Source organism: Actinocatenispora rupis, from assembly GCF_016861975.1.
Lineage (GTDB): Bacteria > Actinomycetota > Actinomycetes > Mycobacteriales > Micromonosporaceae > Actinocatenispora > Actinocatenispora rupis.
Window position 1 is genome coordinate 1 of record NZ_BOMB01000007.1, and the last position, 23,859, is coordinate 23,859.

At 72.9% G+C, this 23,859-nt stretch carries 21 protein-coding genes; 13 read left to right on the forward strand and 8 right to left on the reverse strand.

The window, feature by feature from the left end; genetic code table 11:
• Positions 1 to 144 precede the first annotated feature (144 nt).
• From Aru02nite_RS05595 to Aru02nite_RS05605, 3 genes are all read right to left on the reverse strand, one after another.
• On the reverse strand, positions 145 to 690 hold the full coding sequence (locus tag Aru02nite_RS05595) for a chaplin family protein (protein ID WP_203655461.1): 546 nt from the start codon (positions 688 to 690) through the stop codon (positions 145 to 147).
• 242 nt (positions 691 to 932) lie between these two features.
• Positions 933 to 1,466, reverse strand: a complete 534-nt coding sequence (gene def, locus Aru02nite_RS05600; protein ID WP_203655462.1) for a peptide deformylase — start codon at positions 1,464 to 1,466, stop codon at positions 933 to 935.
• Between the two features lie 107 nt (positions 1,467 to 1,573).
• A complete protein-coding gene (locus tag Aru02nite_RS05605) occupies positions 1,574 to 3,505 on the reverse strand; it encodes a S53 family peptidase (RefSeq protein WP_203655464.1) in 1,932 nt (643 codons plus the stop codon).
• Positions 3,506 to 3,914: 409 nt separating this feature from the next.
• On the opposite strand from Aru02nite_RS05605, the gene Aru02nite_RS05610 reads away from it, so the two are divergent.
• The 4 genes from Aru02nite_RS05610 (at position 3,915) to Aru02nite_RS05625 (ending at position 8,215) form a co-directional block, all read left to right on the forward strand.
• Entirely contained in the window at positions 3,915 to 4,784 is an 870-nt protein-coding gene (locus Aru02nite_RS05610; RefSeq protein ID WP_239076452.1) for an ABC transporter ATP-binding protein, read from the forward strand.
• Positions 4,781 to 5,971, forward strand: a complete 1,191-nt coding sequence (locus tag Aru02nite_RS05615) for an ABC transporter permease (protein ID WP_203655466.1) — start codon at positions 4,781 to 4,783, stop codon at positions 5,969 to 5,971. Before Aru02nite_RS05610 ends, Aru02nite_RS05615 begins: the two co-directional genes overlap by 4 nt.
• 84 nt (positions 5,972 to 6,055) lie before the next feature.
• On the forward strand, positions 6,056 to 6,994 hold the full coding sequence (locus Aru02nite_RS05620) for an aldo/keto reductase (protein ID WP_203655467.1): 939 nt from the start codon (positions 6,056 to 6,058) through the stop codon (positions 6,992 to 6,994).
• A gap of 108 nt (positions 6,995 to 7,102) precedes the next feature.
• Positions 7,103 to 8,215 carry an FHA domain-containing protein gene (locus tag Aru02nite_RS05625; RefSeq protein ID WP_203655468.1) on the forward strand — a complete coding sequence of 371 codons (1,113 nt, stop codon included), beginning with the start codon at positions 7,103 to 7,105 and terminating at the stop codon, positions 8,213 to 8,215.
• A gap of 375 nt (positions 8,216 to 8,590) precedes the next feature.
• On the opposite strand, the gene Aru02nite_RS05630 is transcribed toward Aru02nite_RS05625, so the two are convergent.
• Both Aru02nite_RS05630 and Aru02nite_RS05635 read right to left on the reverse strand, forming a co-directional pair.
• Entirely contained in the window at positions 8,591 to 8,863 is a 273-nt protein-coding gene (locus tag Aru02nite_RS05630) for a hypothetical protein (protein ID WP_203655469.1), read from the reverse strand.
• A 47-nt stretch (positions 8,864 to 8,910) separates the two neighbouring features.
• The gene (locus Aru02nite_RS05635) at positions 8,911 to 10,212 is read right to left on the reverse strand and encodes an MFS transporter (protein WP_203655471.1); all 1,302 of its coding nucleotides are present in this window, start codon (positions 10,210 to 10,212) and stop codon (positions 8,911 to 8,913) included.
• 83 nt (positions 10,213 to 10,295) lie between these two features.
• Between Aru02nite_RS05635 and Aru02nite_RS05640 the strand changes: the two genes are divergently transcribed.
• Complete coding sequence (locus tag Aru02nite_RS05640) at positions 10,296 to 11,195, forward strand: LysR family transcriptional regulator (protein ID WP_203655472.1); 900 nt, start codon at positions 10,296 to 10,298, stop codon at positions 11,193 to 11,195.
• Between the two features lie 173 nt (positions 11,196 to 11,368).
• Here Aru02nite_RS05640 and Aru02nite_RS05645 read toward each other — a convergent pair whose 3' ends face one another.
• Positions 11,369 to 12,403 carry a S1 family peptidase gene (locus Aru02nite_RS05645; protein ID WP_203655473.1) on the reverse strand — a complete coding sequence of 345 codons (1,035 nt, stop codon included), beginning with the start codon at positions 12,401 to 12,403 and terminating at the stop codon, positions 11,369 to 11,371.
• Positions 12,404 to 12,611: 208 nt separating this feature from the next.
• Here Aru02nite_RS05645 and Aru02nite_RS05650 point away from each other — a divergent pair, with 208 nt between their 5' ends.
• From Aru02nite_RS05650 to Aru02nite_RS05660, 3 genes are all read left to right on the forward strand, one after another.
• The gene (locus Aru02nite_RS05650) at positions 12,612 to 13,064 is read left to right on the forward strand and encodes a universal stress protein (protein ID WP_203655474.1); all 453 of its coding nucleotides are present in this window, start codon (positions 12,612 to 12,614) and stop codon (positions 13,062 to 13,064) included.
• Between the two features lie 105 nt (positions 13,065 to 13,169).
• On the forward strand, positions 13,170 to 15,038 hold the full coding sequence (locus Aru02nite_RS05655) for a penicillin-binding transpeptidase domain-containing protein (protein WP_203655475.1): 1,869 nt from the start codon (positions 13,170 to 13,172) through the stop codon (positions 15,036 to 15,038).
• 118 nt (positions 15,039 to 15,156) lie between these two features.
• A complete protein-coding gene (locus Aru02nite_RS05660; RefSeq protein WP_203655476.1) occupies positions 15,157 to 16,335 on the forward strand; it encodes an MFS transporter in 1,179 nt (392 codons plus the stop codon).
• Positions 16,336 to 16,473: 138 nt separating this feature from the next.
• On the opposite strand, the gene Aru02nite_RS05665 is transcribed toward Aru02nite_RS05660, so the two are convergent.
• Both Aru02nite_RS05665 and Aru02nite_RS05670 read right to left on the reverse strand, forming a co-directional pair.
• Positions 16,474 to 16,773: a transcriptional regulator gene (locus Aru02nite_RS05665; RefSeq protein WP_203655477.1), complete on the reverse strand. Its 300-nt coding sequence runs from the start codon at positions 16,771 to 16,773 to the stop codon at positions 16,474 to 16,476.
• Positions 16,770 to 17,225, reverse strand: a complete 456-nt coding sequence (locus Aru02nite_RS05670) for a hypothetical protein (protein ID WP_203655480.1) — start codon at positions 17,223 to 17,225, stop codon at positions 16,770 to 16,772. The genes Aru02nite_RS05665 and Aru02nite_RS05670 overlap by 4 nt, the downstream gene beginning before the upstream one ends.
• Before the next feature lie 139 nt (positions 17,226 to 17,364).
• Here Aru02nite_RS05670 and Aru02nite_RS05675 point away from each other — a divergent pair, with 139 nt between their 5' ends.
• The 5 genes from Aru02nite_RS05675 (at position 17,365) to crtI (ending at position 23,840) form a co-directional block, all read left to right on the forward strand.
• Positions 17,365 to 18,612, forward strand: coding sequence for a sensor histidine kinase (locus Aru02nite_RS05675; protein ID WP_203655482.1), 1,248 nt, complete (start codon positions 17,365 to 17,367; stop codon positions 18,610 to 18,612).
• Positions 18,613 to 19,015: 403 nt separating this feature from the next.
• Complete coding sequence (locus Aru02nite_RS05680) at positions 19,016 to 20,053, forward strand: alpha/beta hydrolase (RefSeq protein ID WP_203655484.1); 1,038 nt, start codon at positions 19,016 to 19,018, stop codon at positions 20,051 to 20,053.
• A complete protein-coding gene (locus Aru02nite_RS05685; protein ID WP_203655486.1) occupies positions 20,050 to 21,234 on the forward strand; it encodes an acyltransferase family protein in 1,185 nt (394 codons plus the stop codon). Before Aru02nite_RS05680 ends, Aru02nite_RS05685 begins: the two co-directional genes overlap by 4 nt.
• Positions 21,235 to 21,297: 63 nt before the next feature.
• The gene (locus Aru02nite_RS05690) at positions 21,298 to 22,371 is read left to right on the forward strand and encodes a polyprenyl synthetase family protein (protein WP_203655488.1); all 1,074 of its coding nucleotides are present in this window, start codon (positions 21,298 to 21,300) and stop codon (positions 22,369 to 22,371) included.
• A complete protein-coding gene (crtI, locus tag Aru02nite_RS05695; protein ID WP_203655490.1) occupies positions 22,371 to 23,840 on the forward strand; it encodes a phytoene desaturase family protein in 1,470 nt (489 codons plus the stop codon). The genes Aru02nite_RS05690 and crtI overlap by 1 nt, the downstream gene beginning before the upstream one ends.
• Positions 23,841 to 23,859: the final 19 nt, after the last annotated feature.

Genomic DNA, 23,859 nt, shown 5'->3' on the forward strand with positions numbered 1-23,859 from the left:
GAAGCGCCGGAAGATCGGTCCGTAAGGGCCTTGATCTTCCGGCGCTTTTTCTATGCGCTGAATACGGTGCCTGGGTACTGGGAGCTGCGCGGGAATCGTTGCCCGGGGTACCGCCATCAGATCGAGCGGTACCCCGGGGACAGGTCATGCGCGACGGCGACGGCGGGCCAGGAACACCGTGGTGAGGCCGGCGGCCAGGAGCGCGATGGCGGTGGCGACCAGGGCGGTCAGCTTGCCGCCGGTGACCGGCAGCGTCGGAGCTGCGGGCTTGGTCGCCGCGGCCTGTACGACCGGCGGGCTGGTACGGGGGCCGGTGTTCGTGGTGGGGGTCGGTACGGGGGTGTTGGGGCAGGAGGACGAGGCGGCCTCGGGGGCGCGCCGGGTCTTCGCCTCGGTGCTCTCGGAGCCGTAGCCGCCCTTGCTGCTCGTCGGGGACGGGCAGGCCGGCGGTGCGCTGGCGTCGGCGTCCGCGCCGCAGTGGCCGTTGGTACCCACTCCGACTCCGGCCACGCCGACGCCGTTGCCGCAGACGTTCACGGGCGCCTGGACGGGCGCGTGTACCTGCGTCCCGTTGCCGACGCCGGTGTTGCCGCCGGACGTGTCGGCGGCGTACGCGGCGGTCGGCAGCGCCAGGGCGAAGCCGGCGGCGATGACGCCTGTGGCGACGGCAAGTCTTCTGGTGTGGCGCATGTGCTTCCCTTCGGATCCGTACCCGGCGCGGGTGGACGGCGCGGTTGCCGCGTCCGGTGCCGGGGCTCGGCGAGAGTGCTCTCGGCCTGCTAACGGACCAGGCGTACGACGGAAACGGGGAGTAGGAAAGCAAGTGCGAAGCGTGATTGTGTTCACGCGGGCAGAGTCCCGCAACCCGGTCTGCTCGGGTATTTCGGCAGGTCAGGTTCGGATCGGGTAAATCGCCGCGAAGTGCCGGGCGGTTACCGTACGGGTGCCTCGGTCGGCAGTCCGGCGGCCTTGAGTACCTTCTTGCGGGTGCGCCGGGGCAGCCGGTCGACGTACACGAGGCCGTCGAGGTGGTCGGTCTCGTGTTGGAAGCAGCGCGCGAGCATGCCGGAGCCGTCGTAGCTGACGGGTTCGCCGGTGCGGTCGACACCGACGACGCCGGCGTACGCGGGGCGGGCCAGGTCGGCGTGCTGTCCGGGTACGGAGAGGCAGCCCTCGCTGTCGTCGTCGAGCTCGCGGGGCAGGTCGGGGAGCACCAGGGTCGGGTTGACGATGTGGCCGACCTGGTTGGTGTCGGTCTCGTCGGGGCAGTCGAAGACGAACACCCGCAGGTCGACGCCGATCTGGTTGGCGGCGAGGCCGACGCCGTCCGCCGCGTACATGCTGGCGAACATGTCGTCGATGAGGGCGGCGAGGTCGTCGTCGAAGGTGTCGACGGGGCGGCAGGGGCGGTGCAGGACCGGCGTGCCGTAACGGATGATCGGTCGTGCGGTGCCGGTCGTGCTCATCTCCACCTCGCTGCTGTACGGACCCCGGCCATCGTACCGGCGGCGGAAAGCGGAAGGGCCGCCCCGGTTGCTGCCGGGACGGCCCTTCGCGAGGTGGTACGGGTGGGTCAACCGCGCGAGGCGTGCTGCACGTACTTCGCGCCGTTGGGGGTACCGAGGCCGGTCACGTCGTCGTAGCCGCGGGCCGCGGCCAGCGACGAGTCGTGGTCGAACGTGACGAGCGCCGAGCCGGACGGGGTGGCGACCGCCACCGGCGTCCGCTGCGGCAGTACGTCCCGGTACGCGCTGGACTTGTACATCGAGTACAGCATCGGGTTGGCGAAGCCGATGGCCACGTGCCGGTGGGTGCTGGCGACGGCCTGGACGCCGGCGAACAGCGGGCACGCGAGGCTGGTGCCGCCCCACGTCTCGACGGTGTACGTGCCGTCGATGGTGCGGCCGACCGCCATCCCCGTGTACGGATCGGCGAGGGCCGCCACGTCCGGGACCACGCGGGCCGGCGTGCCGCCGTACGCGCGGGAGAGGCTGGACGGGACGACGCCGCGCTGGTAGCGGGGCTGGTCGAACAGGGTGCTGGTGCCGCCGCCGGCGCCGAACACGAACTCGCCGGGCGGGGTGCTCGCGTACGCCGCCGGGTTCTGCGTGTAGTCGACCTTGGCGACGTCGGTGCCCCAGCCGGTCTCGAACTGGTACGAGTTGTCGCTGCCGAGCGCCATGCTGGTGCCGCCGACCGCCGTCACGTACGGGTCGGAGGCGGGGAAGTCGGGCTGGGCCGACGGGGTGTTGCCGGCGGTGACCTCGTCGCCCGAGTCGCCGGACGAGAAGTACATGCCGATGCCCTCGGCGGCGGCCTGGACGAAGATGGTGTGCTCGGCCTTGACCGAGCTCGCCGGGATGTCCTCGCCGGTGTTGCCCCACGAGTCGGAGACGATGTCGGCGGACCGGTTCTGGATGATCCAGTTCAGCGCCTCGTCGAGCCCGGTGTCGCAGTTCTTGGCGCCGACGTACCTGATGGTGGCGCCGGGGGCGGTGGCGTGGGCGGCCTCGACGTCGATGGCCTCCTCACCGTTCCAGCCGTCCTCGCCGCCGCACTCGTCCTGCATGTCGAACGGCTTGAAGACCTTCTCCGAGTACTGGCCGGCCGCGTACGCGCCCTGCCCGTTCTCCTGCGCGTACCGGTCGGCGTCGGCCTGCATGGTGGGCGAGGCGTACGCGTCGACGATGGCGACGGTGGTGCCGCTGCCGTCGGTGCCCTTCGCGATGGGGCCCTTCACGCCGTACCCGGACTGGAGCTGGTCCGGCGTGTAGCCGCAGAGGTACGTGGGGAACTCGGTCCGGCCGTACGCCTTGGGCAGGGTCTGGTGGTGCTCGCCCCAGAAGGTGGAGCACTTCGCCGGGGCCGGAGCGGCGCTGGGTGCGGCGCTGCGGGTCTTGGCGCTCGCCGGGTCACTGGCCCGGTGGTGGAACGGGGTGCGCAGCGGCGCGGTCTCGGCCAGCCCGTTGACGGACAGCACGAGGTTCGCCACCGAACTCGGCAGGGTCGCCTGCCGGCTCGGCGCCCGCAGGCTGTGTCCCTTGTACCGGTAGGTCGACAGGGTGGTGCCGAACGCCTTGTCGAGCTGGGCGACGGTACCGCTGGCGTCGATGTACCGGTTGCCGGCGGCGGTGCCGTCGACGCTCAGCCCCTGGCCCTTCAGGTACGAGCTGACCTGCTGGACGCTCGCGTCGCTGGGGGCGAAGCGCTTGTTGAACTGGGCGGGGCTGAGGTAGTGCCCGTACTGCCGGTTGCCCGGGGTGGACACCGCGGTGGCGAGCCGTTCCGCGGAGTCGGCGTCGCGCAGGTTGAGGAACACCTGCACGCCGACCCGGTCGGACGACTGGGGCGTGCCGGACCGGTTGGCGGACGTGGCCCAGGCAGGCGTACTTCCCGGCACGGCGTGCCGGATCGGTGCGGCGGTCGCGGCGCTCGCTGCGAACGGCAGGACCAGCGCTGTGGCGCCGGCCGCGATCGCGGCGCGTCGGATGAGGGTGTGCCGCATTGGTCTCCTTCCGTGTACTCGAAAGGGGTGAGCGGTGCGTGTCGACCGCGAAACGGGTCTATCTCCCCGTGGTGGCCGTTCCGCTCGAATCCCGGAAGTATCAGATCGGTGGCCTACGTGCCTTGTCAAGGGAAGTTTTACCCATGTCCGGCCACGGATCAGGCACAACCGCGATTCCCATGTGGACGGTCGTGTCGTACGAGCGTGGATCGAAGGGGTGGGGCCAGACCCACCCGCGCCGTGGGGGTCGATGCATTACCGCCGGGCACGCCGGACCGTACCGTGGTGCTCGGCGGGTGGCGCGGACAGGCGCGGCAGTCCGTTTGAGGAGGGGCGATTCGTGACTGAGCGGCGGTTGGAGATCGACGCCGTGTCGAAACGGTACGGCGACGTGGTTGCGTTGTCGGACATGACATTCGACGTACGTGCGGGCGAGCTGTTCGGGTTCGTTGGCAGCAACGGCGCCGGGAAGACGACGACGATGCGCATCGCGCTCGGCGTACTGGCGGCCGATTCCGGTGTGGTGCGGTGGGATTCCCGACCGGTCACAGTGGACACCCGACGCCGGATCGGGTACATGCCGGAGGAACGCGGCCTGTACCCGCGGATGAAGGTCGGCGAGCAGCTGGAGTACCTGGCGGAGCTGCACGGGATGTCGCGGTCCGCGGCGCGGAGTTCGGCGCGGCGGTGGGCGGAGCGGCTCGGGGTGTCCGGCCGGCTCGGCGACGAGGTGCAGAAGCTCAGCCTCGGCAACCAGCAGCGCGTCCAGCTGGCCGCCGCGCTGGTACACGATCCGAGCATCCTGATCCTGGACGAGCCGTTCTCCGGGCTGGATCCGGTGGCGGTGGACGTGATGAGCGACGTGTTGCGGGAGAAGGCCGCGGAGGGCATCCCGGTGGTGTTCTCCAGTCACCAGCTGGATCTGGTGCAGCGGCTGTGCGACCGGGTCGGCATCGTCCGAAGTGGACGGATGGTGGCCTGCGGGCCGGTGGCCGAGCTGCGCGCCGGCGGTACGGCACGGCTCGTGGTCGGTGCGCCGGACGCGCCGAACGGTTGGGCCGCAGGCATTCCCGGCGTCTCGGTCGCCGAACACCGGGACGGTACGACGGTGCTGGAGCTGGCGGCCGGCGCGGACGACCAGGCGGTACTGCGGGCTGCGCTGGCCACCGGGCCGGTGCACGAGTTCGCCCGGCGGCTGCCGTCGCTCACCGAACTGTTCCGCAACGTCGTCAGCGAGCACGTCGGCGGGCACACCGGTACCGAGGAGGCGCGGGTATGAACATCAGCGCGACACGAGCCGTACGCCTGGTCGCGCGGCGGGAGCTGGCGACCCGGTTGCGTTCCAAGGCATTCGTCATCAGCACACTCATCATGCTGGTGTTCATCGGCGGGTACATCGTGCTGATGAACGTCATCGGCAGCAGCTCGAACCACAGTACGGTGGGGTTCACGCCGGCGACGGGATCGCTTGCGGTGTCGGTGAAGTCGACCGGCAAGGCGGTCGGCGAGGACATCACGACGCGGACGGTGTCGGAGGCGGCCGGCCGGAAACAGGTCTCCGACGGGAAACTGGACGCGCTCGTCGTCGGCGGCCCGGGCGACTTCACCGTGGTGGTGAAGAAGAGCCTGAAGTCGGGCCTGGCGAACACGTTCAACGTACTGGCCCGGCAGGAGGCGCTGAACACGCAGATCCGTTCCCTGGGCAAGGATCCGGCGGACGTGAACCGCGCGGTGGCGTCGGCGTCGGTGCACGTGCAACCGTTGCAGCCGGCCGGGGAGTACCAGACGCAGCGGCTCGTACTCGGGATCGTGGCCGTGGTCCTGCTGTACATGTCGTTGATGATCAACGGGCAGGCGGTCGCGCAGGGCGTCGTCGAGGAGAAGTCGAGCCGGGTGGTGGAGCTGCTGCTGGCCACCGTACGGCCGTGGCAGTTGATGGCCGGCAAGGTACTCGGCATCGCGGTCGTGGGCCTGGTGCAGATGATCGTGTTCGCCGCGGTCGGGTTGGGGCTGGGCCTCGCGACGGGGGTGTTGAGCATCCCGGCCGCGCTGCTCACCGGCACCGCGGTGTGGACGATCGTCTGGTACCTGATCGGCTTCTTCATGTACGCGGTGATGCTGGCCGCGGCGGGCGCGCTGGTGTCCCGGCAGGAGGACGCGAACAGCGTGGTCACCCCGGTGCTGATGCTCATCATCGTGCCGGCCGTGATCGGCTGGTCGGTGATCCCGGCGAACCCGGACAGCCAGCTCGGCCACGTACTGTCGATGATCCCGCTGTTCTCGCCGATGCTGATGCCGATGCGGATCGCGCTGGGGGTGGCGCCCGCGTGGGAGATCGCGCTGTCGGTGGTGCTGTCGGTGGCGCTGGTCGTCGGACTCGTGGCGCTCGCCGGCCGGGTGTACCGCAACGCGGTGTTGCGCACCGGTGCCCGGGTCAAGCTGTCCGACGCGCTGCGCTCCGCCTGAGCCCGCCCGGCCGAGCCGGCCGGTCACCGCGGCCCCGGGGTCCGACCCCGGGGCCGCTGCCGTGCCCTGACGTAGGGTCGGCCCATGCGCTATCGATCTCTGGGTACGTCCGGGCTTGAGGTCTCCGTGGTCGGGCTCGGCTGCAACAACTTCGGCCGCAAGGTGGACCTGGCCGGTACGCGTGCGGTGGTGGACGCTGCGATCGACGCCGGCATCACGCTGCTCGACACCGCCGACATGTACGGCGGGGGCGGGGTATCGGAGCGGTTGCTCGGCGAGGTGTTGCAGCACCGGCGGGACCGGGTGGTGCTGGCCACCAAGTTCGGGCACCAGGGCTTCGACATGGGGTACGGCCCGGCGGCCGGCGCCAAGGGCGGCCGGGCGTACGTGCGACGCGCGGTGGAGGCGTCGCTGCGCCGGCTGCGTACCGACCACATCGACCTGTACCAGATGCACACGCCGGACCCGGTGACGCCGATCGAGGAGACGCTGGCGGCGCTGACCGAGCTGGTCGCCGAGGGCAAGGTCCGGTACGTCGGGAACTCGAACTTCGCGGGCTGGCAGATCGCCGAGGCGGCGCACGTGGCGCGGGCCGGCGGGTACGTGCCGTTCGTGTCGGCGCAGAACCTCTGGTCGCTGCTGGACCGGGAGGCGGAGCGCGAGGTCGTACCCGCGGCGCGGCACTACGGTCTCGGCGTCCTGCCGTACTACCCGCTCGGCAACGGCCTGCTGACCGGCAATGTACGCAAGGGTCGGGCGCTGCCGGCAGGCAGCCGCATCGCCGAGCGCGCGCACCTGGCGACGGAGGAGCGGATCGACACGGTGGAGCGGCTGGCCGCGTGGGGCGAGAAGCGCGACCGGTCCGTGCTCGACGTCGCGATCGGCGGGCTGGCCGCGTTCCCGGGCTGCGGCTCGGTGATCGCCGGCGCCACCACCCCCGAGCAGGTGTACGCGAACGCCGCGGCCGGCGACTGGGAGCCCACGGCCGAGGAGCTGGCCGAGATCCGCGAACTGATCGGGTAGCTCTCCGCAGTCCGGCCGGTACCGTACGGGGCCGGGGTGGGCCGGCATTTCATTCTGTGCGGACCTCTAGGGAATGATGGGGGGCCGGACGAGCGGGAGGAGGAGCCGGTGCGCTTCGAGGTGTCACGGGCGCTGGACTCGATCGAGCGGCGGCTGACCACGGATCCGACGCTGGCGCGGGCGGTCGTCGACCTGGCGCCGATCGTACGGATGCAGGAGCTGGACGGCGGTCGGCCGATGTTCCTGCTCCGGCTCGGCATGGTGATCGACGCGCTCGGCCAGTCGCTCGGCGAGCCCGGCGCCCGGGTGTACGTGGTGGTCGACCGGGCGCTCACCTCCGACCTGGAGCTGACCTCCAACGAGAAGATGGTGCTGCGCCGCTGGTCCGACGACGGGCTCGTCGAGACGCTCGGCGAGGTCGACGACCGGGTACTGGAGCTGGCGGCGTACACGGGGCTGCCGGTGATCACCCGGGACGACTTCGCGCGGTTCGCCGGCCGGCATCCGTGGGTGCAGGCGGCGCCGTTCCTCGTACCGGTCGCCGGGGTCGGCGGCGCGGCGCTCATGACGCGCCCCAACTCGTCCCCGCAGTCCCGCCCCACACCCGACCCTGCCACCCAGGGCGTCCTCTCCCGCTACTGGCGCTGCAACGAGCCCGGCTGCGTCCTCTTCGGTACTCCCGGCCCGGCGCAGCCGCCGCCCCGGATCCGCGGTGGCCGGGCCGTGTGCCCGCGGCACGACGCGCCGATGCAGGACGCCGGGCCGCGGCTGGCGTCGGTACAGCTGACGATCTGGGTGGGCGGCGAGGACCGCGGCCGGTTCCCCGTCACCGCCGGGGCTCCCGTCGTGGTGGGCCGCTCGCCGGACGGCCCGGGTGGGATCCGGCTCGGCGAGCTGCTCGACGACGAGGCCGTGCAGTGGGTCAGCCGTAACCACGTCCGGTTCGACCTTGCCGGAACCGCGCTCACCGTCACCGACACCAGTACCAACGGCACCCTCGTACGGACGCGGTCCGGGCCGGACGCCGTACCGGGTGAGGTGACGTTGAGCCGCGGCCAGCAGTACGTGCTGGACGAGTGGGACGTGGTCGAGCTGCACACCGGTGTCGCGCTGGGGCGTGCGGACCGGCAGCCGCGGCGGGCGTCGGCCGAGGACGCGCCGGTGATGGCGGAGGCGCCGACCATGGCCATCCGGCTGCCTGGCCCCGGCCAGTCGCTCTGAACGCGTCCGCGCCTGCCGTACGGGCGCCGGGTTCGCCGCCGCGCGGCCCGCTGACGGTGGTGGCGCGGCACGGCGCGCGGATCGGCCGGGCGGGGTGTGATCGGGATTCGGGTGATGCGGGAGAGGACACCGTCCGCTCCCGCGCCTTCTGTCGCCACGAGGGCGAAACCGTTGGTACACAACGGAACCGGGCACCGCGCCGGCGTACCGACCGGGCGGGTGCCGTACCACAAGGTCGTGGCGCGGGCGCGGAACGGTGGCCCGGCGGACGATCCGGGGTCGATGGCGCGCCCGTGTGCCCGGCCGGTGCGGCGGTTCGGGCGGAGGCGGATCGACCCCGGTGGTTGTCGGGGCTGCGCGGGAGTGTGGGGGAACTTAGCGGGGGAGCGGAGCGGTCTGGTCGACCGCGACCCCGGAGGTACGGACGGAGACGGTGCGACGCACCACGCGCTGACCGCGCGGACCGAGCTCCCAGCCGGTGAGAAGAAGCCACGCGGCGCGCTCGGCCGGTCGGCCCTGCGCGGCGTCCACAGTGGACGGAAGTGGCGGCTCGGTGATCAGGAGGCGGAGGGGTTGGTCACGGAACTGCGGCGAGGCGTCACCGGTGAGGTGGACGGTCTGGCCGGGTTGGGGGACGATTCCGATCATCACGGGGACCATGGTGCCCCTTATCGTCCAGCCTGCCTAGCCCGTCGTTAACCTTCACCGGGAACACTCAGGAGTGCATGACGCTTCGCGGGAACCAGGGTACGCAGGGTGATCCCGATGAGCAGCGCGACCGCCACCAGACCCCCCGTGTACGCGATGGTTGCCGGCCAGCCGCCGTGGCCGTACGCGAGGCCGCCGACCGAACCGCCGACGCTGCTGCCGAGGTAGTAGCAGAGGAGGTAAACGGCTGCACCGTGGGCTTTTCGGGCCCGGCCACGGGCGCCGGCCCAGCCGCTCGCCACCGCGTGCCCGGCGAAGAACCCGCCGGTGACGACCACCAGTCCGAGTACGACGAGGGGCAGGTTGGTGGACAGGGTGAGCGCGAGCCCGGCGAGCGTCACGACGGCCGTGACCCAGAACACCCGGGGCCTGCCGTACCGGTCGGCGAGGCGGCCGGCGAGGGCGGAGGACACCGAACCCGCCAGGTACGTGACGAAGATGAGTCCGACGACCGTGGCGGACAGGTGGAACGGGGCGGCCAGCAACCGGAACCCGAGGAAGTTGTACACCGTCACGAAGCAGCCCATCAGCAGGAAACCCACCGCGTACAGCCGGATCAGGCCGGTGTCGGTGAACGCGCGGCCGACGGTGGCCGCGAGATGCCTGGCGCGCAACGGTTCCGGCGTGAAGCGGCGGGACGCGGGGATCGCGAGCCGGAAGATCAGCGTGCAGCAGAGCCCGAGTACGCCGATGACGGCGAGCGCCCAGCGCCAGTCGGCGACGTCCGCGACCAGGCTGGCGACGAGCCGCCCGGCCATGCCGCCGATGCCGTTGCCCGCGACGTACAGGCCGGTGGCGGCGCCGAGCGAGGACGGATGCACCTCCTCCGCCAGGTACGTCATCGCGACGGCCTGCAACCCGCCGAGCGCGATCCCTTGCAGCGCACGGAAAACGAGCAGCATCCCGAAACTCGGCGCGAACGCCGCGGCGAGCCCGAGTACGCCGGCGACGAGCAGCGAGACGGTCATCATCCGGATCCGGCCCACGGTGTTGGACAGCGCGGACAGCGGGATGATCGAGATCGCGAGCCCGCCGGTGGCCACCGACACGGCCAGGCTCGCCCGCGCCGGATCCAGCCGGTACGTCCCGGAGATGGCCGGCAGCAACGCCTGCGCGCAGTACAGGAGGGTGAAGGTGGCGAGGCCGGCGGCGAACAGGGCGAGCGTGATGCGGCGGAATCCGGTGCTGCCACGGCGATGCGCCTCGCCGATCGTGGCGTCGCCGCGCCGGGGCGCGACGGTCGCGCGGACGTCGGTGGCGGGGCGGGGATCGGAGGGCTCGGCACTCACCCCGCCGACGCTACTGTCGGTACATTCATCCGTCCAATACAGTGAGATGTCTGTACTCATTCACTGACGGATGGATCATTCCGATGGCCGACACCGACCCGGCGGACCTCGCCGCGGCCCTCGCGCCCCGGCTCGCCCTGCTGCGCGCCCTCGCCGCCGACGAACACGTCACCCGCGCCGCCGACGCCGTCGGAGTCCCGCAGCCCACCGTGAGCCGGTGGCTCGCCGACCTCGCCGACACCCTCGGCGGACCGGTACTGAGCCGGCACGGCCGCGGCGTACGGCTGACCCGGGCCGGTCGTGAACTCGCCGCCGCGGCCGGCGCCGCACTGTCCACAGTGGAGGCAGGAGTACGCCGCGCCGTCGCCGAGAACGACCCCGACGCCGGCACCGTCGTCTTCGCGTTCCTGCACACCATGGGCGGCGCGCGCGTCCCCGGACTGCTGCGCGCCTTCCGCACCCACCACCCCCGGGTACGGTTCTCGCTCGTGCAAGGCGCGCACGAAGAAATGCTCCACCGCGTACTCGCCGGCGACGTCGACCTCGCACTCACCGCACCACTGCCCGTCGACCACCCGCGCCTGCACGCCGCAGTACTCGAAGAACAGCCCCTCGTCCTCGCCGTGCCCGCCACCCACCGGCTCGCCGACCGCCGCCGCGTACGCATCGCCGAACTCGCCGACGAGGAGTTCATCGGCATGAAACCCGGGTACGGGCTGCGCCGCATCACCGACGACCTGTGCGCCGCCGCCGGATTCGCGCCACGGCTGTCGTTCACCGGCGAAGAGGTCGACACGATCCGCGGGCTCGTCGTCGCGGGGCTCGGCGTGGCGGTACTGCCACCAGCGGATCAGCATGCGCCGCGCGGGATGCGGGAGATCGCCATCGTGCCGCGGGCGTACCGGACGATCGGGCTCGTGTGGCCCGCGGACCGGCCTCTTTCGCCTGCGGCCGATGGGTTTCGCGACTTCGTACTGGGGTGAGACGGGGGCGGGCGGCGGGCCGGCCGAGGGGCCGGGCGCCGCCGCCCGCGATCGATCGTTTCAGTAATCGATTGTCCAATTGTTCAACTGTCTCATTGTTGAACAATTGGACAGAACCCGGTGAGTAACGCACCGACCACAACGAGTCGGCAAGTCATCGCCGGAGCGACACCTCAGCCGATCTGCACGCCGTACGTGCTGAGCGGCTCGGTCACCGGCTGGAAGAAGGTCTCCCCGCCGGAGGAGCAGTCGCCGCTGCCGCCGGAGGTCAGGCCGAGCGCGGTGCTGCCGTCGAACAGGGGCCCGCCGCTGTCGCCACCTTCGGCGCAGACGTTGGTCTGGATGAGCCCGTTGACGGTGCCTTCCTGGTAGTTGACGGTGGCGTCGAGCGCCTCGACGGATCCGCCCTGTACCTGGGTGGTGGAGCCGGACCGCTGGACGTTCTCGCCGACCTGTGCGTCGGCGGCCTGGGTGATGGGCTGGCTGCTGCCGTAGAGGTCGACTTCGCTGGGGTGGTCGACGCCGTCGGCGTACTTGACGAGGGCGAAGTCGTTGTCGGGGAACTGGCTGTCCTGGGTGGTGCCGACTTCGGTGCTCTGCCCGGAGTCGCTGTACCAGGTGCTGGCGACGTTGCCGCAGTGTCCGGCGGTGAGGAAGTACGCGCTGCTGCCGTCGGTGACGTTGAAGCCGAGGGAGCAGCGGTAGCCGCCGCCGTAGATGGCGTCGCCACCGGCGATCTTGGTACTGAAGGTGCCCTTGGTGGTCCGTACGGTGACGGCGTCGCCGTACTGGTTGGTGACGGACCGGACCTTGCTCATCTTGGTACCGGTGACGGTCCGGTCGGTGGTGACGAGGACCCGGTCGTTGCGCGGGTCGATGGCCCAGGCGGTGCCGGGGATGCGGGCGGAGCGGCCGAGTTCGGCGGTGATGCCGTGGAGGTGCGCGGCCGAGTACCGGACGAGCCTGGGGGTGAGCCCGGCCTGGCGTACTTTCGCGGCGGTGCCGGCGTCGGTCACGGTGACGATCTGGGTGCCGTGGTCGAGGTAGCTGCCGGCGGTGTGGGTGCCGAGGGTGTGGACGAGGGACTGCACGGCCTGCCGGGACGGTTGTGCGGGGGCCGCGTGTGCGCTGGCGGCGACGGCTGCGCCCATGGTCAGGGCCGCGGCGGTGACCGCGGCGGCGCGGAACGAGGTCCGTGTGGGCCTCATGTGAGCCTCCCAGGGGTTGTGGGTGCGGCTTTCGGGTGGGCCACACCCGGTCGGCTCGCACTGAATTGATCATGTTCAATGCGAGACGCCCGCAAGTATCCCTTTTGTGTTATCGATCGGCAATGTATAGATACGCTGGTATGGCCGGTGGTTATCGCCGCGGGAGCCGGGCGGGCGGGGCGGAACGGGCACCGGACATACTCGTGAGGTGGACGAACAGCCGATCTTCGAACTCGGCACCGACGGCCCGACGGTGATCGTCGCCGGCATCGACGGCTCGCCGACCTCGCTGCGCGCCGCCGCGTACGCGACGGGTCTGGCCCGCCGCCAGGGTTCCCGCCTCCTCTTCGCGTACGTGGCGCCGCTGCCGGCGCTGCCCGGCTTCGCCGCCGGGTACGTGGGGCCGTTGGAGGAGGGGTACCAGCAGATCGCCGACGAGCTGCGGCAGGAGGTCGCCGAGGCGGCGGCCGCGCGCGGGGTGGACGCGCGGTTCGTCGTGCGGCGCGGCGACGCGTACCTGGAGCTGACCCGGGTCGCGGAGGAGGAGCAGGCCGACGCGCTCGTGGTGGGTGCGTCCATGCAGGCCGGGCACAAGCTGGTCGGTTCGCTCGCCGGCCGCCTGGTCCGCGCCGGCCGCTGGCCGGTCACCGTGGTGCCGTGAGCGCGTACTCCGGCGTGACCGAGGTCGCCGCAACGCCGACGGCGGAGCCAAACGTGGTGTGCCCGGCCGGTACCGTCGCGGTCCGGTCGGATCTGGGGAGGGTGGATGACGGGGACAGGACGACGGGTGCTGGCCGCTGGCGTGGCGCTGGTGGCGGTGGCCGGGCTCGCCGCGTGCGGTGATTCGAAGGAGGACGCGGCGACGAAGGCGCTCACCGGCTTCCTCGCGAACTGGCGGGCCGGCACGCTCCAGAAGTCCGCGTACTCGGGGGCGAGCGGCGCGACCGTGGCCGCGGCGTACAAGAGGGTGGCGGGGGATCTGGCGGGCGTGCACCCGACGCTGAAGCCGGGGAAGGTGACCGTCAAGGGCTCCAAGGCGAGCGCGCCCGTGACGGTGTCGTGGCCGCTCGGCGGCAACACCTGGTCGTATCCGACGACGGTGCGGATGGTGGCGTCCGGCGACGCGTGGAAGGTGGCGTGGTCGGGCAGTACGGTCAATCCGAAGCTGTCGGGGGACGCCGCGATCACGGTGAGCCGGGACGCGGCACCGCGCGGGTCCATTGTGGACGGTGACGGAAAGCCGCTGGTGTCCGAGCAACCCGTCGTGTACGTCGGGGTCGAGCCGGACAAGGTGAAGGACCCGGCCGGGCTGACGAGGACGCTGAGCACCGCGCTGAAGACCGACCTGTCCGACCTGCCGGGGCGGATCAGGTCGGCGCCGCCGTCCTCGTTCGTGGACGTGATCACGTTGCGCCGCAACGATTACGAGGCGGTCCGCGACCGGATCCACGACCTGCCCGGCGTCCTCTTCCGGGAGGGTACGCTGCCGCTCGCGCCGACGCGGACGTTCGGCCGGGCGCTGCTCGGTACGGTCGGCGCGGTCACCAAGGAGCAGATGGAGAAGCATCCCGGCCGGTACGAGATCGGTGACCAGGCCGGGCAGTCCGGCCTCCAGGCCGCGTACGACACCCGGCTCGGTGGCAAGGCCGGTGTGACGGTGAAGGTCGGCGGGTCGGACCCGCGGGTGCTGTGGCAGCAGCGGCCGCAGGCCGGGCAGCCGCTCGCGACCACGCTCGACCCGACGGTACAGAAGGCGGCCGATGCCGCGCTCGCCACGGAGAAGAAGCACCGCACCGCGCTGGTGGCGATCCGGATCTCCACCGGCAAGGTCCTCGCCGTCGCCAACGGGCCGGACGGCGGGTCGGACGACCTGGCGCTCACCGCGTCGGTACCGCCGGGGTCGACGTTCAAGGTGGTGTCGTCGCTGGCGTACCTGCGGGCGGGGGTGACGCCGCAGACCACGGTGAACTGCCCGAAGACGGTGACGGTGGGCGGCCGGAAGTTCCACAACGAGAACTCGTTCGTCCTCGGGCAGGTGCCGTTCCACACGGACTTCGCGCAGTCGTGCAACACCGCGTTCGCGGGGCTGTCGTCGAAGCTGGGCAACGACACGCTCACCAAGCAGGCGGCGGCGCTCGGCGTCGGCGCGGACTGGAAGCTCGGCGTCGACGTCAACACCGGCTCGGTACCGGCGGCGAACTCGGCGGTGGACAGGGCCGCCGCGGCGTTCGGCCAGGGTCGTACGACGGTGAGCCCGATCGTGATGGCCGGCATCAGCGCGGCGGTGGCGCGCGGGCACTGGACGCAGCCGGTGCTGATCACCGATCCGAAGGTCACGCCGGCGGCGGACGGGCCGGCGCTGCCGGCCGCGGATGTCAAGGACCTCAAGGGAATGATGCGCGAGGTCGTCACGTCCGGCACCGCCACCGTACTGGCGAACGTGCCCGGTGGCCCGGTCTACGGCAAGACCGGGACCGCCGAGTACGGGTCGGGGTCGGAGCCGCCGAGCCACTCGTGGTTCACCGGGTGGCAGGGCGACATCGCGTTCGCGGCGTTCGTCGAGGACGGCGGTACGCACGAGAACGCGGTGGCCGCACCGCTCGCCGCGAAGTTCCTGAAGAACCTGAACGGATAGCGCGCGCCGCACGCGAAACGGCCTCCCGTCCACTGGGCGGGAGGCCGTTTGCCGTCCCCGCCACGAACACGATAGGTTCCGTTCAGTGAGATAGGCATACCAATATATGGGAGACGGGATGGCGGGGAGACGGCGCTGGCTGATCCTGGCGGTCGGGGTGTTCGCGCAGGCGTCGGCGTGCGCCTTCCTTTACGGCATCCCGTTTCTCGTCCCCGCGATGCGCTCCGCCGAAAGCCTCGACCTGGCTCAGGCCGGTACGGTCGTCGCCGGTCCCGGCGTCGGCCTGCTGCTCACCCTGATCGCCTGGGGCGCCGCCGCCGACCGGTACGGCGAGCGTGGCGTGATGGCCGTTGGCCTGGCGTCGACCGGGATCCTCGTCGCGGTCGCCGCGCTGGCCGTCCACCCGCTCGTCCCGTTCGTCGCCGTACTCGCGGCCGGTGGTGCCGCCGCGGCGAGCGTGAACGCGGCCAGCGGACGCATGGTGATGGGCTGGTTCGCCCGGCACGAGCGCGGTGTCGCGATGGGCATCCGGCAGACCGCGCAGCCGCTCGGTGTCGGCATCGCCGCGGTGTCGCTGCCCGTCCTCGCCGAACACGTCGACTTCCGTACCGCGCTGTTGCTGCCGGCCGGGCTGTGCCTGCTGGCCGCCGTACTGGTCGCGGTCCTCGCCGCCGATCCCCCGCGTACCGCCCGGGACGGGGGCGTCGCGGAGCGCTCGCCGTACCGGACGCCGACGTTGTGGCGGCTGCACGGCGCCAGCGCCCTGCTCGTCCTGCCGCAGTTCGCGATCGCCGCGTTCGCGCTGGAGTACCTGGTGCACGAACGGAACTGGGCGGCCGGCGCGGCGGGCGCGTTCCTGGCGGTGGTGCAGGTGTGCGGGGCCGCCGGCCGCATCGCCACCGGGTACTGGTCGGACCGGGTCGGCAGCAGGCTGCGCCCGATGCGGCAGCTCGCGGTGGCGAGCATGCTGGTGATGCTGGCGTTCGCGCTCGGCGACGCCGTGGCGCCGTGGCTGGCGGTCGCGGCGATCGCGGTCGGTTCGGTGGTGACGGTCGCCGACAACGGGCTCGCGTTCACCTCCACCGCGGAACTCGCCGGGCCGTCCTGGGCGGGCCGCGCCCTCGGCGTCCAGAACACCGGGCAGAACGTCGTGTCCTCGCTCGTACCGCCGCTGCTGGGGCTGGTCGTCGGCGGCTCCGGGTACGCGGTCGGGTTCCTCGTCGCGGCCCTGTTCCCGCTGCTCGCCGTCGCCGTCACCCCGGTCGCCGCGGAATCAGCCCAACCCGAACACGCCTGACCGCCGCCGGATCCGCGGTGCCGGAACGGGCCGGGCGGCGGGCGCGCCGCGGTCGGGATTCGCGCCGAATCAGCGCCCGCCGCGGCCGAGAGGTGCGCCGGGATCGGTGGCGTGTACGGGACCGGCGGTGCGGCGTGGTCAGGGGGCGGCGTCGACGATGGCGCGCAGTGCCGCCACGTGCCCGGCGTACGCGGTGCGGCCGGTGGCGGTCAGCGACAGCCACACGCGCTGGCGGGTGTCGCGGGTGGCGCGGCGCTGCGTGACGTACCCGGCGTCCATGAGGACGGCGACGTGCTTGCTGAGTACGGAGGCGGAGACGTCGAGCCGGTCCTGCACCGTACCGAACTCGGCGGACTCGACGGCGTCCAGCAGCGCGCAGATGCGCAGCCGGTTCGGCGCGTGCACGACCGGGTCGAACCGGGCCTGCTGCGCGCTCATGCCCGCGTCCGGGCGGTGCGGCGGACCACTCCGCCGAACACCAGGACGAGGGCGGCGACCAGCCCGCTGGCGGCGAACGACGGCCAGAGCGTGTCGTACGCGAGGTGCAGGATCGCGCCGGTGACCAGGATCGCGACCACGACCAGCAGGGGTGGCAGTACGTGGCGGCGTTGGACGCGCCGCAGTCGCGGGACGAACCCGATGCGCCGCACGAACGTACCGAGGACGAGGCCGAACAGGGCGGCCCAGCACACGATGCCGACCAGGGTCGCGGTGATGCCGAGGGCGGTCGCCGGCGCGAGTTCGACGACGGGGGTGACGGCGATGAGCGCCGCGAGCGACCCGAAATACCACCACGGGGGTACGGCGTGGGCGAGGGCTGCGGCGGCGTCGGCGTCCCGGAGCGCGGTGGCGGCCTCGTCCGGTCCGATCGGGCTCCCGTTGGTTTCCATGATGGAAAGTCTGCGCATCGGTTTCCATGTTGTCAAGACACGCCTTGCCGTACTGGAAACACTCGTACCCGGGTACTAGCGGCACCCGCTACCAGGGGGTCATGTCCCGCGCCGGGCCCGTGGCCTACCGTCGTGCGCGGTGGACGCATCGACGATGGACCGGGCGCGCGGGGTGATCCGCGCCGCTCGGCATGGGCTCTGGTACCTGCTGACCGCGCGCGACAGCCGGGTGCCGTGGCCGCGCGACCGGCTGCGGCTGGTCAAGTGGCTCGTACGGGTCGTGGTCGTGCTGGTGACCGCGATCCTCTCCCCGGTCGCCATGATCACCGTCAACAACGCGCACCCGCACGTGTCGCCGGGCCTGGTCCTCACTTTGGCGCTCGCCCAGGTACTGCCGCTGCCGCTCGTCGTCCGGTACCCGCTGCTCGGGTGGCGGATCGGTTTCCTCGCCGCGCTGTTCGAACCGCTCGCCCGGGTGTCGGACATGTGGGGGAGCTGGCCGTGGGATCCGGTGCAGATCCCGGTGTTCGCGGTCGCGTTCGTCGTACTCGGGCTGCGCCGGGGCCGCGCGGTGCTGTGGTGGATGTGGGCGCTGATGCTCGTGCCCCTCTTCCTGCACGTGCACACCATGGACAACCGGCTCGGCGGCACCGTCCTGCTCACCGTGGTGGCCGCGCTGCTCGACCTGGTCGGCGGGCGGTTGCGGGCGCAGCGGGCGCTCGTCGCCGAGACCGAACGTACCGAGCTGGAGAAGGCGCGCCGGGCCGTACTGGAGGAGAAGGCCCGGATCGCCCGCGAGCTGCACGACGTCGTCGCGCACCACATGTCGCTGATCGCCGTACAGGCGGAGACCGCGCGGTACCGGCGCGACGACGTGTCGGCGGGCGCGGCCGAGGAGTTCGAGTCGATCAGCGCGCAGGCCCGCAGCGCGCTCACCGAGATGCGCCGCCTGCTCGGCGTACTCCGGGGCGGCGAGGCGGCGATGCGCGCGCCGCAACCGGCCCTGTCGGACCTGGACGGGCTGGTCGCCGGGCTGCGCCGCGCGGGCGTACGGGTGGAGCTGGCCACGGTCGGACTCGACCGGGAGCTGCCGTCCCCGGTCCAGGTCTGCGTGTACCGCGTCGTCCAGGAGGCCCTGTCCAACGCCACCCGGCACGCCCCCGGCGCACCGGTCACCGCGTCCGTCACCGTCGCCGACGGCCACGTCGCCCTCCGCGTACGCAACGGGCCGGGTGCGTCCGTCACCACCGGTGGCGCCGGGCACGGCCTCATCGGCATGCGCGAACGGGTCGCCCTGCTCGGCGGTGACCTGACCGCCGGCCGCGACCCCGACGGCGGATTCACCGTCGCCGCAACGCTTCCGACCGCCAGTCCGTCCCTCGTCTGACCCGCGGTCCGCCCCGGTTTCCCGGCGGTGCCGGACCGCCGGGGCAGGGCGCCCGCGATTCATCCCCGCCCGCGATCCATCCCCGACCGCGACCCCGTCGGCCCGACCCACGCACCCACCGCCTCGCCGGCTCGACGGGTGCGCCGCCGGCGATCGGCGGTACCCGGGTGGCCCGGGGGTGAGGGCCGGGTGGTCCGGCGGGCTAGGCCGCGGGGCGGTGCGCGGCGGGGGCGGTTGTGGTCCGCGGCCCGATGCCGTACGCGGCGCGCTCCGGGACCGTCACTGGCATGACACCCACGCCCTCACCCGCCGGTATGACAACGGATCCCGCTCCGCGGGGTGACGCCCGCGACCCGGCCGCGTCCGTAGCTTTCGCCCCGGCACCGGACGGAAGGGGCGCGTGATGCGGCGTTGGCTGGTACGGACCGTCGTGGGGTTGGCATCCGCGGCAGTGATGGTCACGCCGACGGCGGGCACGCTGCTGTCGCCGGCGTCCGCGGCACCGGCGCGGGAACCGGTCGGCGCGGCGGCCTGGGACGCGCACCACCTGCCCGATCCGGTACGCACGGATCCCGTTGCGGCGCACCGGTTCCTGGCCGGTCGGGCGGACGCCGCGCGGCTGGCGCTGGAGTACCCGGGGGTGGTGGGGGGCCTGGACGGCGCGCCGGTGTCCCTGCGGTACGCGGCGAACCGGGTGGCGATGCGCGCGGCCGGCGGCCGGTACGCGGGCTGGCACGGGAACTTCCTGCTGTTCGACCCGCGCGGCAACGGCCGGGTGGCGCAGGTGTTCGGTGACCTGACGACGGCCGACCGGATCGCCGTACTCGTGCCGGGCGTGGACTCCCGCGCGGAGAACTTCGTCCGGGGGCTGGGCGGGAAGTCGTACCGGGCGCCGGCGACGCAGGCGGCGAACCTGTACCGGGCGGCGCACGACGACAGGCTCGCGGTGATCGCCTGGCTGGGGTACGACACGCCCCGCGGGGTCGGGGTGGCCGCGGCGCGCGAGGATTTGGCGGCGACCGGATCGGTTGCGCTGCAACGGTTCCTGACCGGCCTGACGGTGGTACGCCCGGGCGCGACGATCGCGCTGTTCGGGCACAGCTACGGCTCGACGGTGATCGGCCTGGCCGCGTCGCGGCTGCCCCGGCAGGTCACCGACATCGCCGTGTTCGGCAGCCCGGGCATGGGCGTGGACCGGGCCGCCGGCCTGCACACCCGGGCGACGGTGTGGGCCGGGCAGGCCGAACGCGACTGGATCGGCTGGGTACCGGCGGTACGGCTGTTCGGGCTGGGACACGGCACCCGGCCGGCCGACCCGGCGTTCGGGGCGCGCGTGTTCCCGACGGCGGACGTCCCGGACCACGACCACTACCTGGCGCCGGGCACCGACTCGCTGGTCCACCTGGCCCGCATCGCCACCGGTACGGAGGCCCGCTCGTGAACGGCTGGGTGCGTCGGGTCGCCGACGCGACCCCGGAGTACCGGGACCGGACCGTGGATCTGTTGCGGGCGTTGGCGATCGTCGGCGTGGTGCTCGGGCACTGGCTGGTCTCCGGTACGGTCTCCGACCCGGGGCAGCCGGCGCGGTTGCACGGCGCCAGCCCGCTGTCCCACCTGCCCGCGCTGGCGCCCGTGAGCTGGCTGTTCCAGACGCTCGCGCCGTTCTTCTTCGCCGGTGGGTACGCGGCGGCCCGCAGCCTGGCGCGGCGTGCCCAGGGCCGTGGTCCGTTGTCCTGGTTGGGTTCCCGGGTGCACCGGCTGGTACGGCCGGTCGCCGCGCTGGCCGCCCTCTGGGCACCGGGGCTGCTGCTGCTCGCCGCGGTCGGCGCCCCCGGCGACACCCGGCACCTGGTCTGGTCGCTGGTGTCCCATCCGATGTGGTTCCTCCTCGTGTACCTGGTGCTGACGGCGGCGACCCCGCTCCTGCTGGCCGCCGTACGCCGGGTGGGCGGTTGGGCCCTGCTGCCCCCGGTACTCGCCGTCGCGGGGGTGGATGCCTTGCGCGGCAACGGAATCCCGACCTGGCTCGGGCTCGCCGTGGTACCGGTCGGCTGGGCGGTGCCGTACCTGCTGGGCATCCTGTACGCGGACGGCCGGCTGGCCCGGTGGCACGGCGCGGTGCTGCTGGCGGCCGCGGTCGGCGGCGGCGCGGCGCTGATCGCGGCGGGCTACCCGGCCAGCGCGGTCGGCGTACCGGGTGACGCCTTCTCCAACCTCGACCCGCCGTCGCTGTTCGCGCTGGCCCTGGCCGCCGCCCAGCTCGGCCTGTTCCTCCTGGTACGCCCGTGGTTGGCGGGGCTGCTGCGGCGGCCCGCGGCGTGGGCGCCGGTGGTCGCGCTGAACCTGGTCGCGATGACCGTGTTCTGCTGGCACCAGACGGCGTTGCTGGTGGTCACGTTCGCCGGGCTGCTCGCCGGGCGGGTACCGGGGTTGACCGACGCGCCGGACGGCCTCGGCTGGGCCGGTCACCGCCTCGCGTGGCTCCCCGTCTTCGCCGCCGTACTCGCGGTGCTCGTGGCGCTGTTCCACCGGGTCGAACGGCTGCCGCGACCGGCTCCGGCGCCGGCCGTACCGGTGGGGCATAGCGGGCAGGTGGCGCCGGTGGGCGCCGAACGGGTGTGATCCGCCGGTGCCTCCCCGCCGCCCGCCGGGGGCCGCGGGGAGGCTGGCGTTAGGCTCGGTGCCGTGTCCCAGCACCTCGTCGCCGGCGTCGCCGGGCGCGTCACCGGTGTCCTGGCCGAGTTCCTGGCGGCCGAGGTCGACACCCTCCGCGCGCTCGATCCGGCCGTCGCCGACGCCGCCGCCCCGCTGACCGACCTGGTCCTGCGCGGCGGGAAGCGGCTCCGCCCCGCCTTCGCGTACTGGGGGTGGCGCGGCGTGGTCGCCGACGGCGCCGACGACGAGCCGGTCGTACGGGCGGTCGGCGCGCTGGAGTTGCTGCACGCGTTCGCGCTGGCGCACGACGACGTGATGGACGCCTCGGCGGTCCGCCGCGGCCGGCCCACGCTGCACCGCGAGTTCGCCGACCGGCACCGTACGGGTGGCTGGCGCGGCGACCCGGACCGGTTCGGCACCTCCGTCGCCGTCCTGCTCGGTGACCTCTGCGCGGTCTGGGCCGACCGCCTCATCGGTACCAGCGGGCTGCCCGCCCCGGTGCTGCTCGCCGCCCGCCGGGTGTACGACGCGATGCGCATCGAGGCCGTGGCCGGTCAGTACCTGGACGTGTTGCACGCGGCGGGTGGCAGCGACGGGGTGGCCGCCGCGGTGAAGGTCGCGCGGTTCAAGTCCGCGTCGTACACGGTGCAGCGGCCGCTGCGGTTCGGTGCGGCGCTCGCCGGGCCGGTGCCGCCGGACGCGGTCGCGGCGTACGACCGGTTCGGGGTGGCGGTCGGCGAGGCGTTCCAGCTCCGCGACGACATCCTCGGGGTGTACGGCGAGACCGCGGTGACCGGCAAGCCGGTCGGCGACGACCTCCGCCAGGGCAAGCCGACCGTACTGGCCGAGTTGGCCCGCTCGCGCGCCACGCCGCGGCAGCGCGCCCTGCTCGACCGGACACTCGGTGCCGCCGACGCGTCGGACGCCGAGCTGGCCGAGGTCACCGCCGTGATCACGGCGTGCGGGGCGCGGGCCGAGGTGGAGGGCATGATCTCGGCGCGGGTGTCGGCCGGGCTGGCCGCGCTGGCCGCCGCGCCGGTCGCGGACCCCGCCCGACGCGAACTGTCCGCGCTGGCGCTCGCCGCCGTCCAGCGCGCCACGTAGTGCGTACCGTCGCGGGCCCGACGGACCGGGTCGTCGTGGTGGGCGCCGGGCTCGGCGGGCTGTCCTGCGCGATCCGTCTGGCCGCGGCCGGACGCCGCGTCACGGTACTGGAACGCGCGTCGGTGCCGGGTGGTCGCGCCGGGCTGCTGGCGCGCGCCGGGTACCGGTTCGACACCGGGCCGACGGTCCTGACGCTGCCGCACCTGATCGCGGACACCCTGGCGACGGTCGGCGAGGACCTGACCGACTGGCTGGACCTGGTACGGCTGGATCCGGCGTACCGGGCGCATTTCGCGGACGGGTCCACGTTGGACGTACGGACCGACACGGCCGCGATGGCCGGGGAGATCGCACGGTTGTGCGGATCCCGGGAGGCCGACGGCTACCTGCGGTTCGTGGACTTCGCCCGCGAGCTGTACCGGATCGAGTGGTACGACTTCATCGACCGCAACCTGGACGGCCCGCTCGACCTGCTCACGCCGAACCTGGCGCGGCTGGTCGCCCGCGGCGGGCTCCGGCCGCTGTCCGCCAAGGTCGGGCAGTACCTGCGCGATCCGCGCACCCGGCGCATCTTCTCCTTCCAGGCCATGTACGCCGGGCTCGCCCCGCACCGCGCCCTCGCGCTCTACGCCGTCATCTCGTACCTGGACACCGTCGCCGGGGTGTACTTCCCGCGCGGCGGCATGCACGCCGTACCCACCGCGCTCGCCGCGGTCGCCGAGAAGCACGGCGTCGAGATCGCGTACGACACGGAGGTGTCCGGGGTCGAGGTGTCCGGCGGCCGGGCACGCGCGGTGACAACCGTTGCGGGGCAACGGATCCCGGCCGACGCGGTGGTGCTCAACCCGGACCTGCCGGTCGCCCGCCGCGACCTGCTGCACGCCCCGGTCCGCCGCCCCCTGACGTACTCGCCGTCCTGCGTGGTGCTGCACGTCGGCGCCACCGCCGCGTACGCCGGGGCCGCGCACCACAACATCCACTTCGGCCGGGCCTGGCGCGGCACGTTCGACGAGGTGATCCGGCGCGGGCGGGTGATGAGCGACCCGTCGCTGCTCGTCACCAACCCGACCCGCACCGACCCGTCGCTCGCCCCGCCCGGCCGCCACGGGTACTACGTGCTCGCTCCCGCGCCGAACCTCGTCCGTGGCCGGATCGACTGGGCCGCAACGGGTCCGCGGTACGCCGACGAGTTGCTGTCCACTTTGGAGCGTCGCGGGTACCGGGGGCTGACCGGCGCGGTCGAGCTGCGCGAGGTCGTCACGCCGGCCGACTGGGCGGCGGCGGGCATGGCCGCGGGGACACCGTTCGCGGCGGCGCACACATTCGCGCAGACCGGGCCGATGCGTCCGGGCAACCTCGCACCCGGCCTCGACAACGTCGTGTTCGTCGGCTCCGGCACCCAGCCCGGCGTCGGCGTACCGATGGTGCTGGTGTCGGGTCGCCTTGCGGCGCAACGGATCACGGGATGACCAGCGGCCGACTCATCAT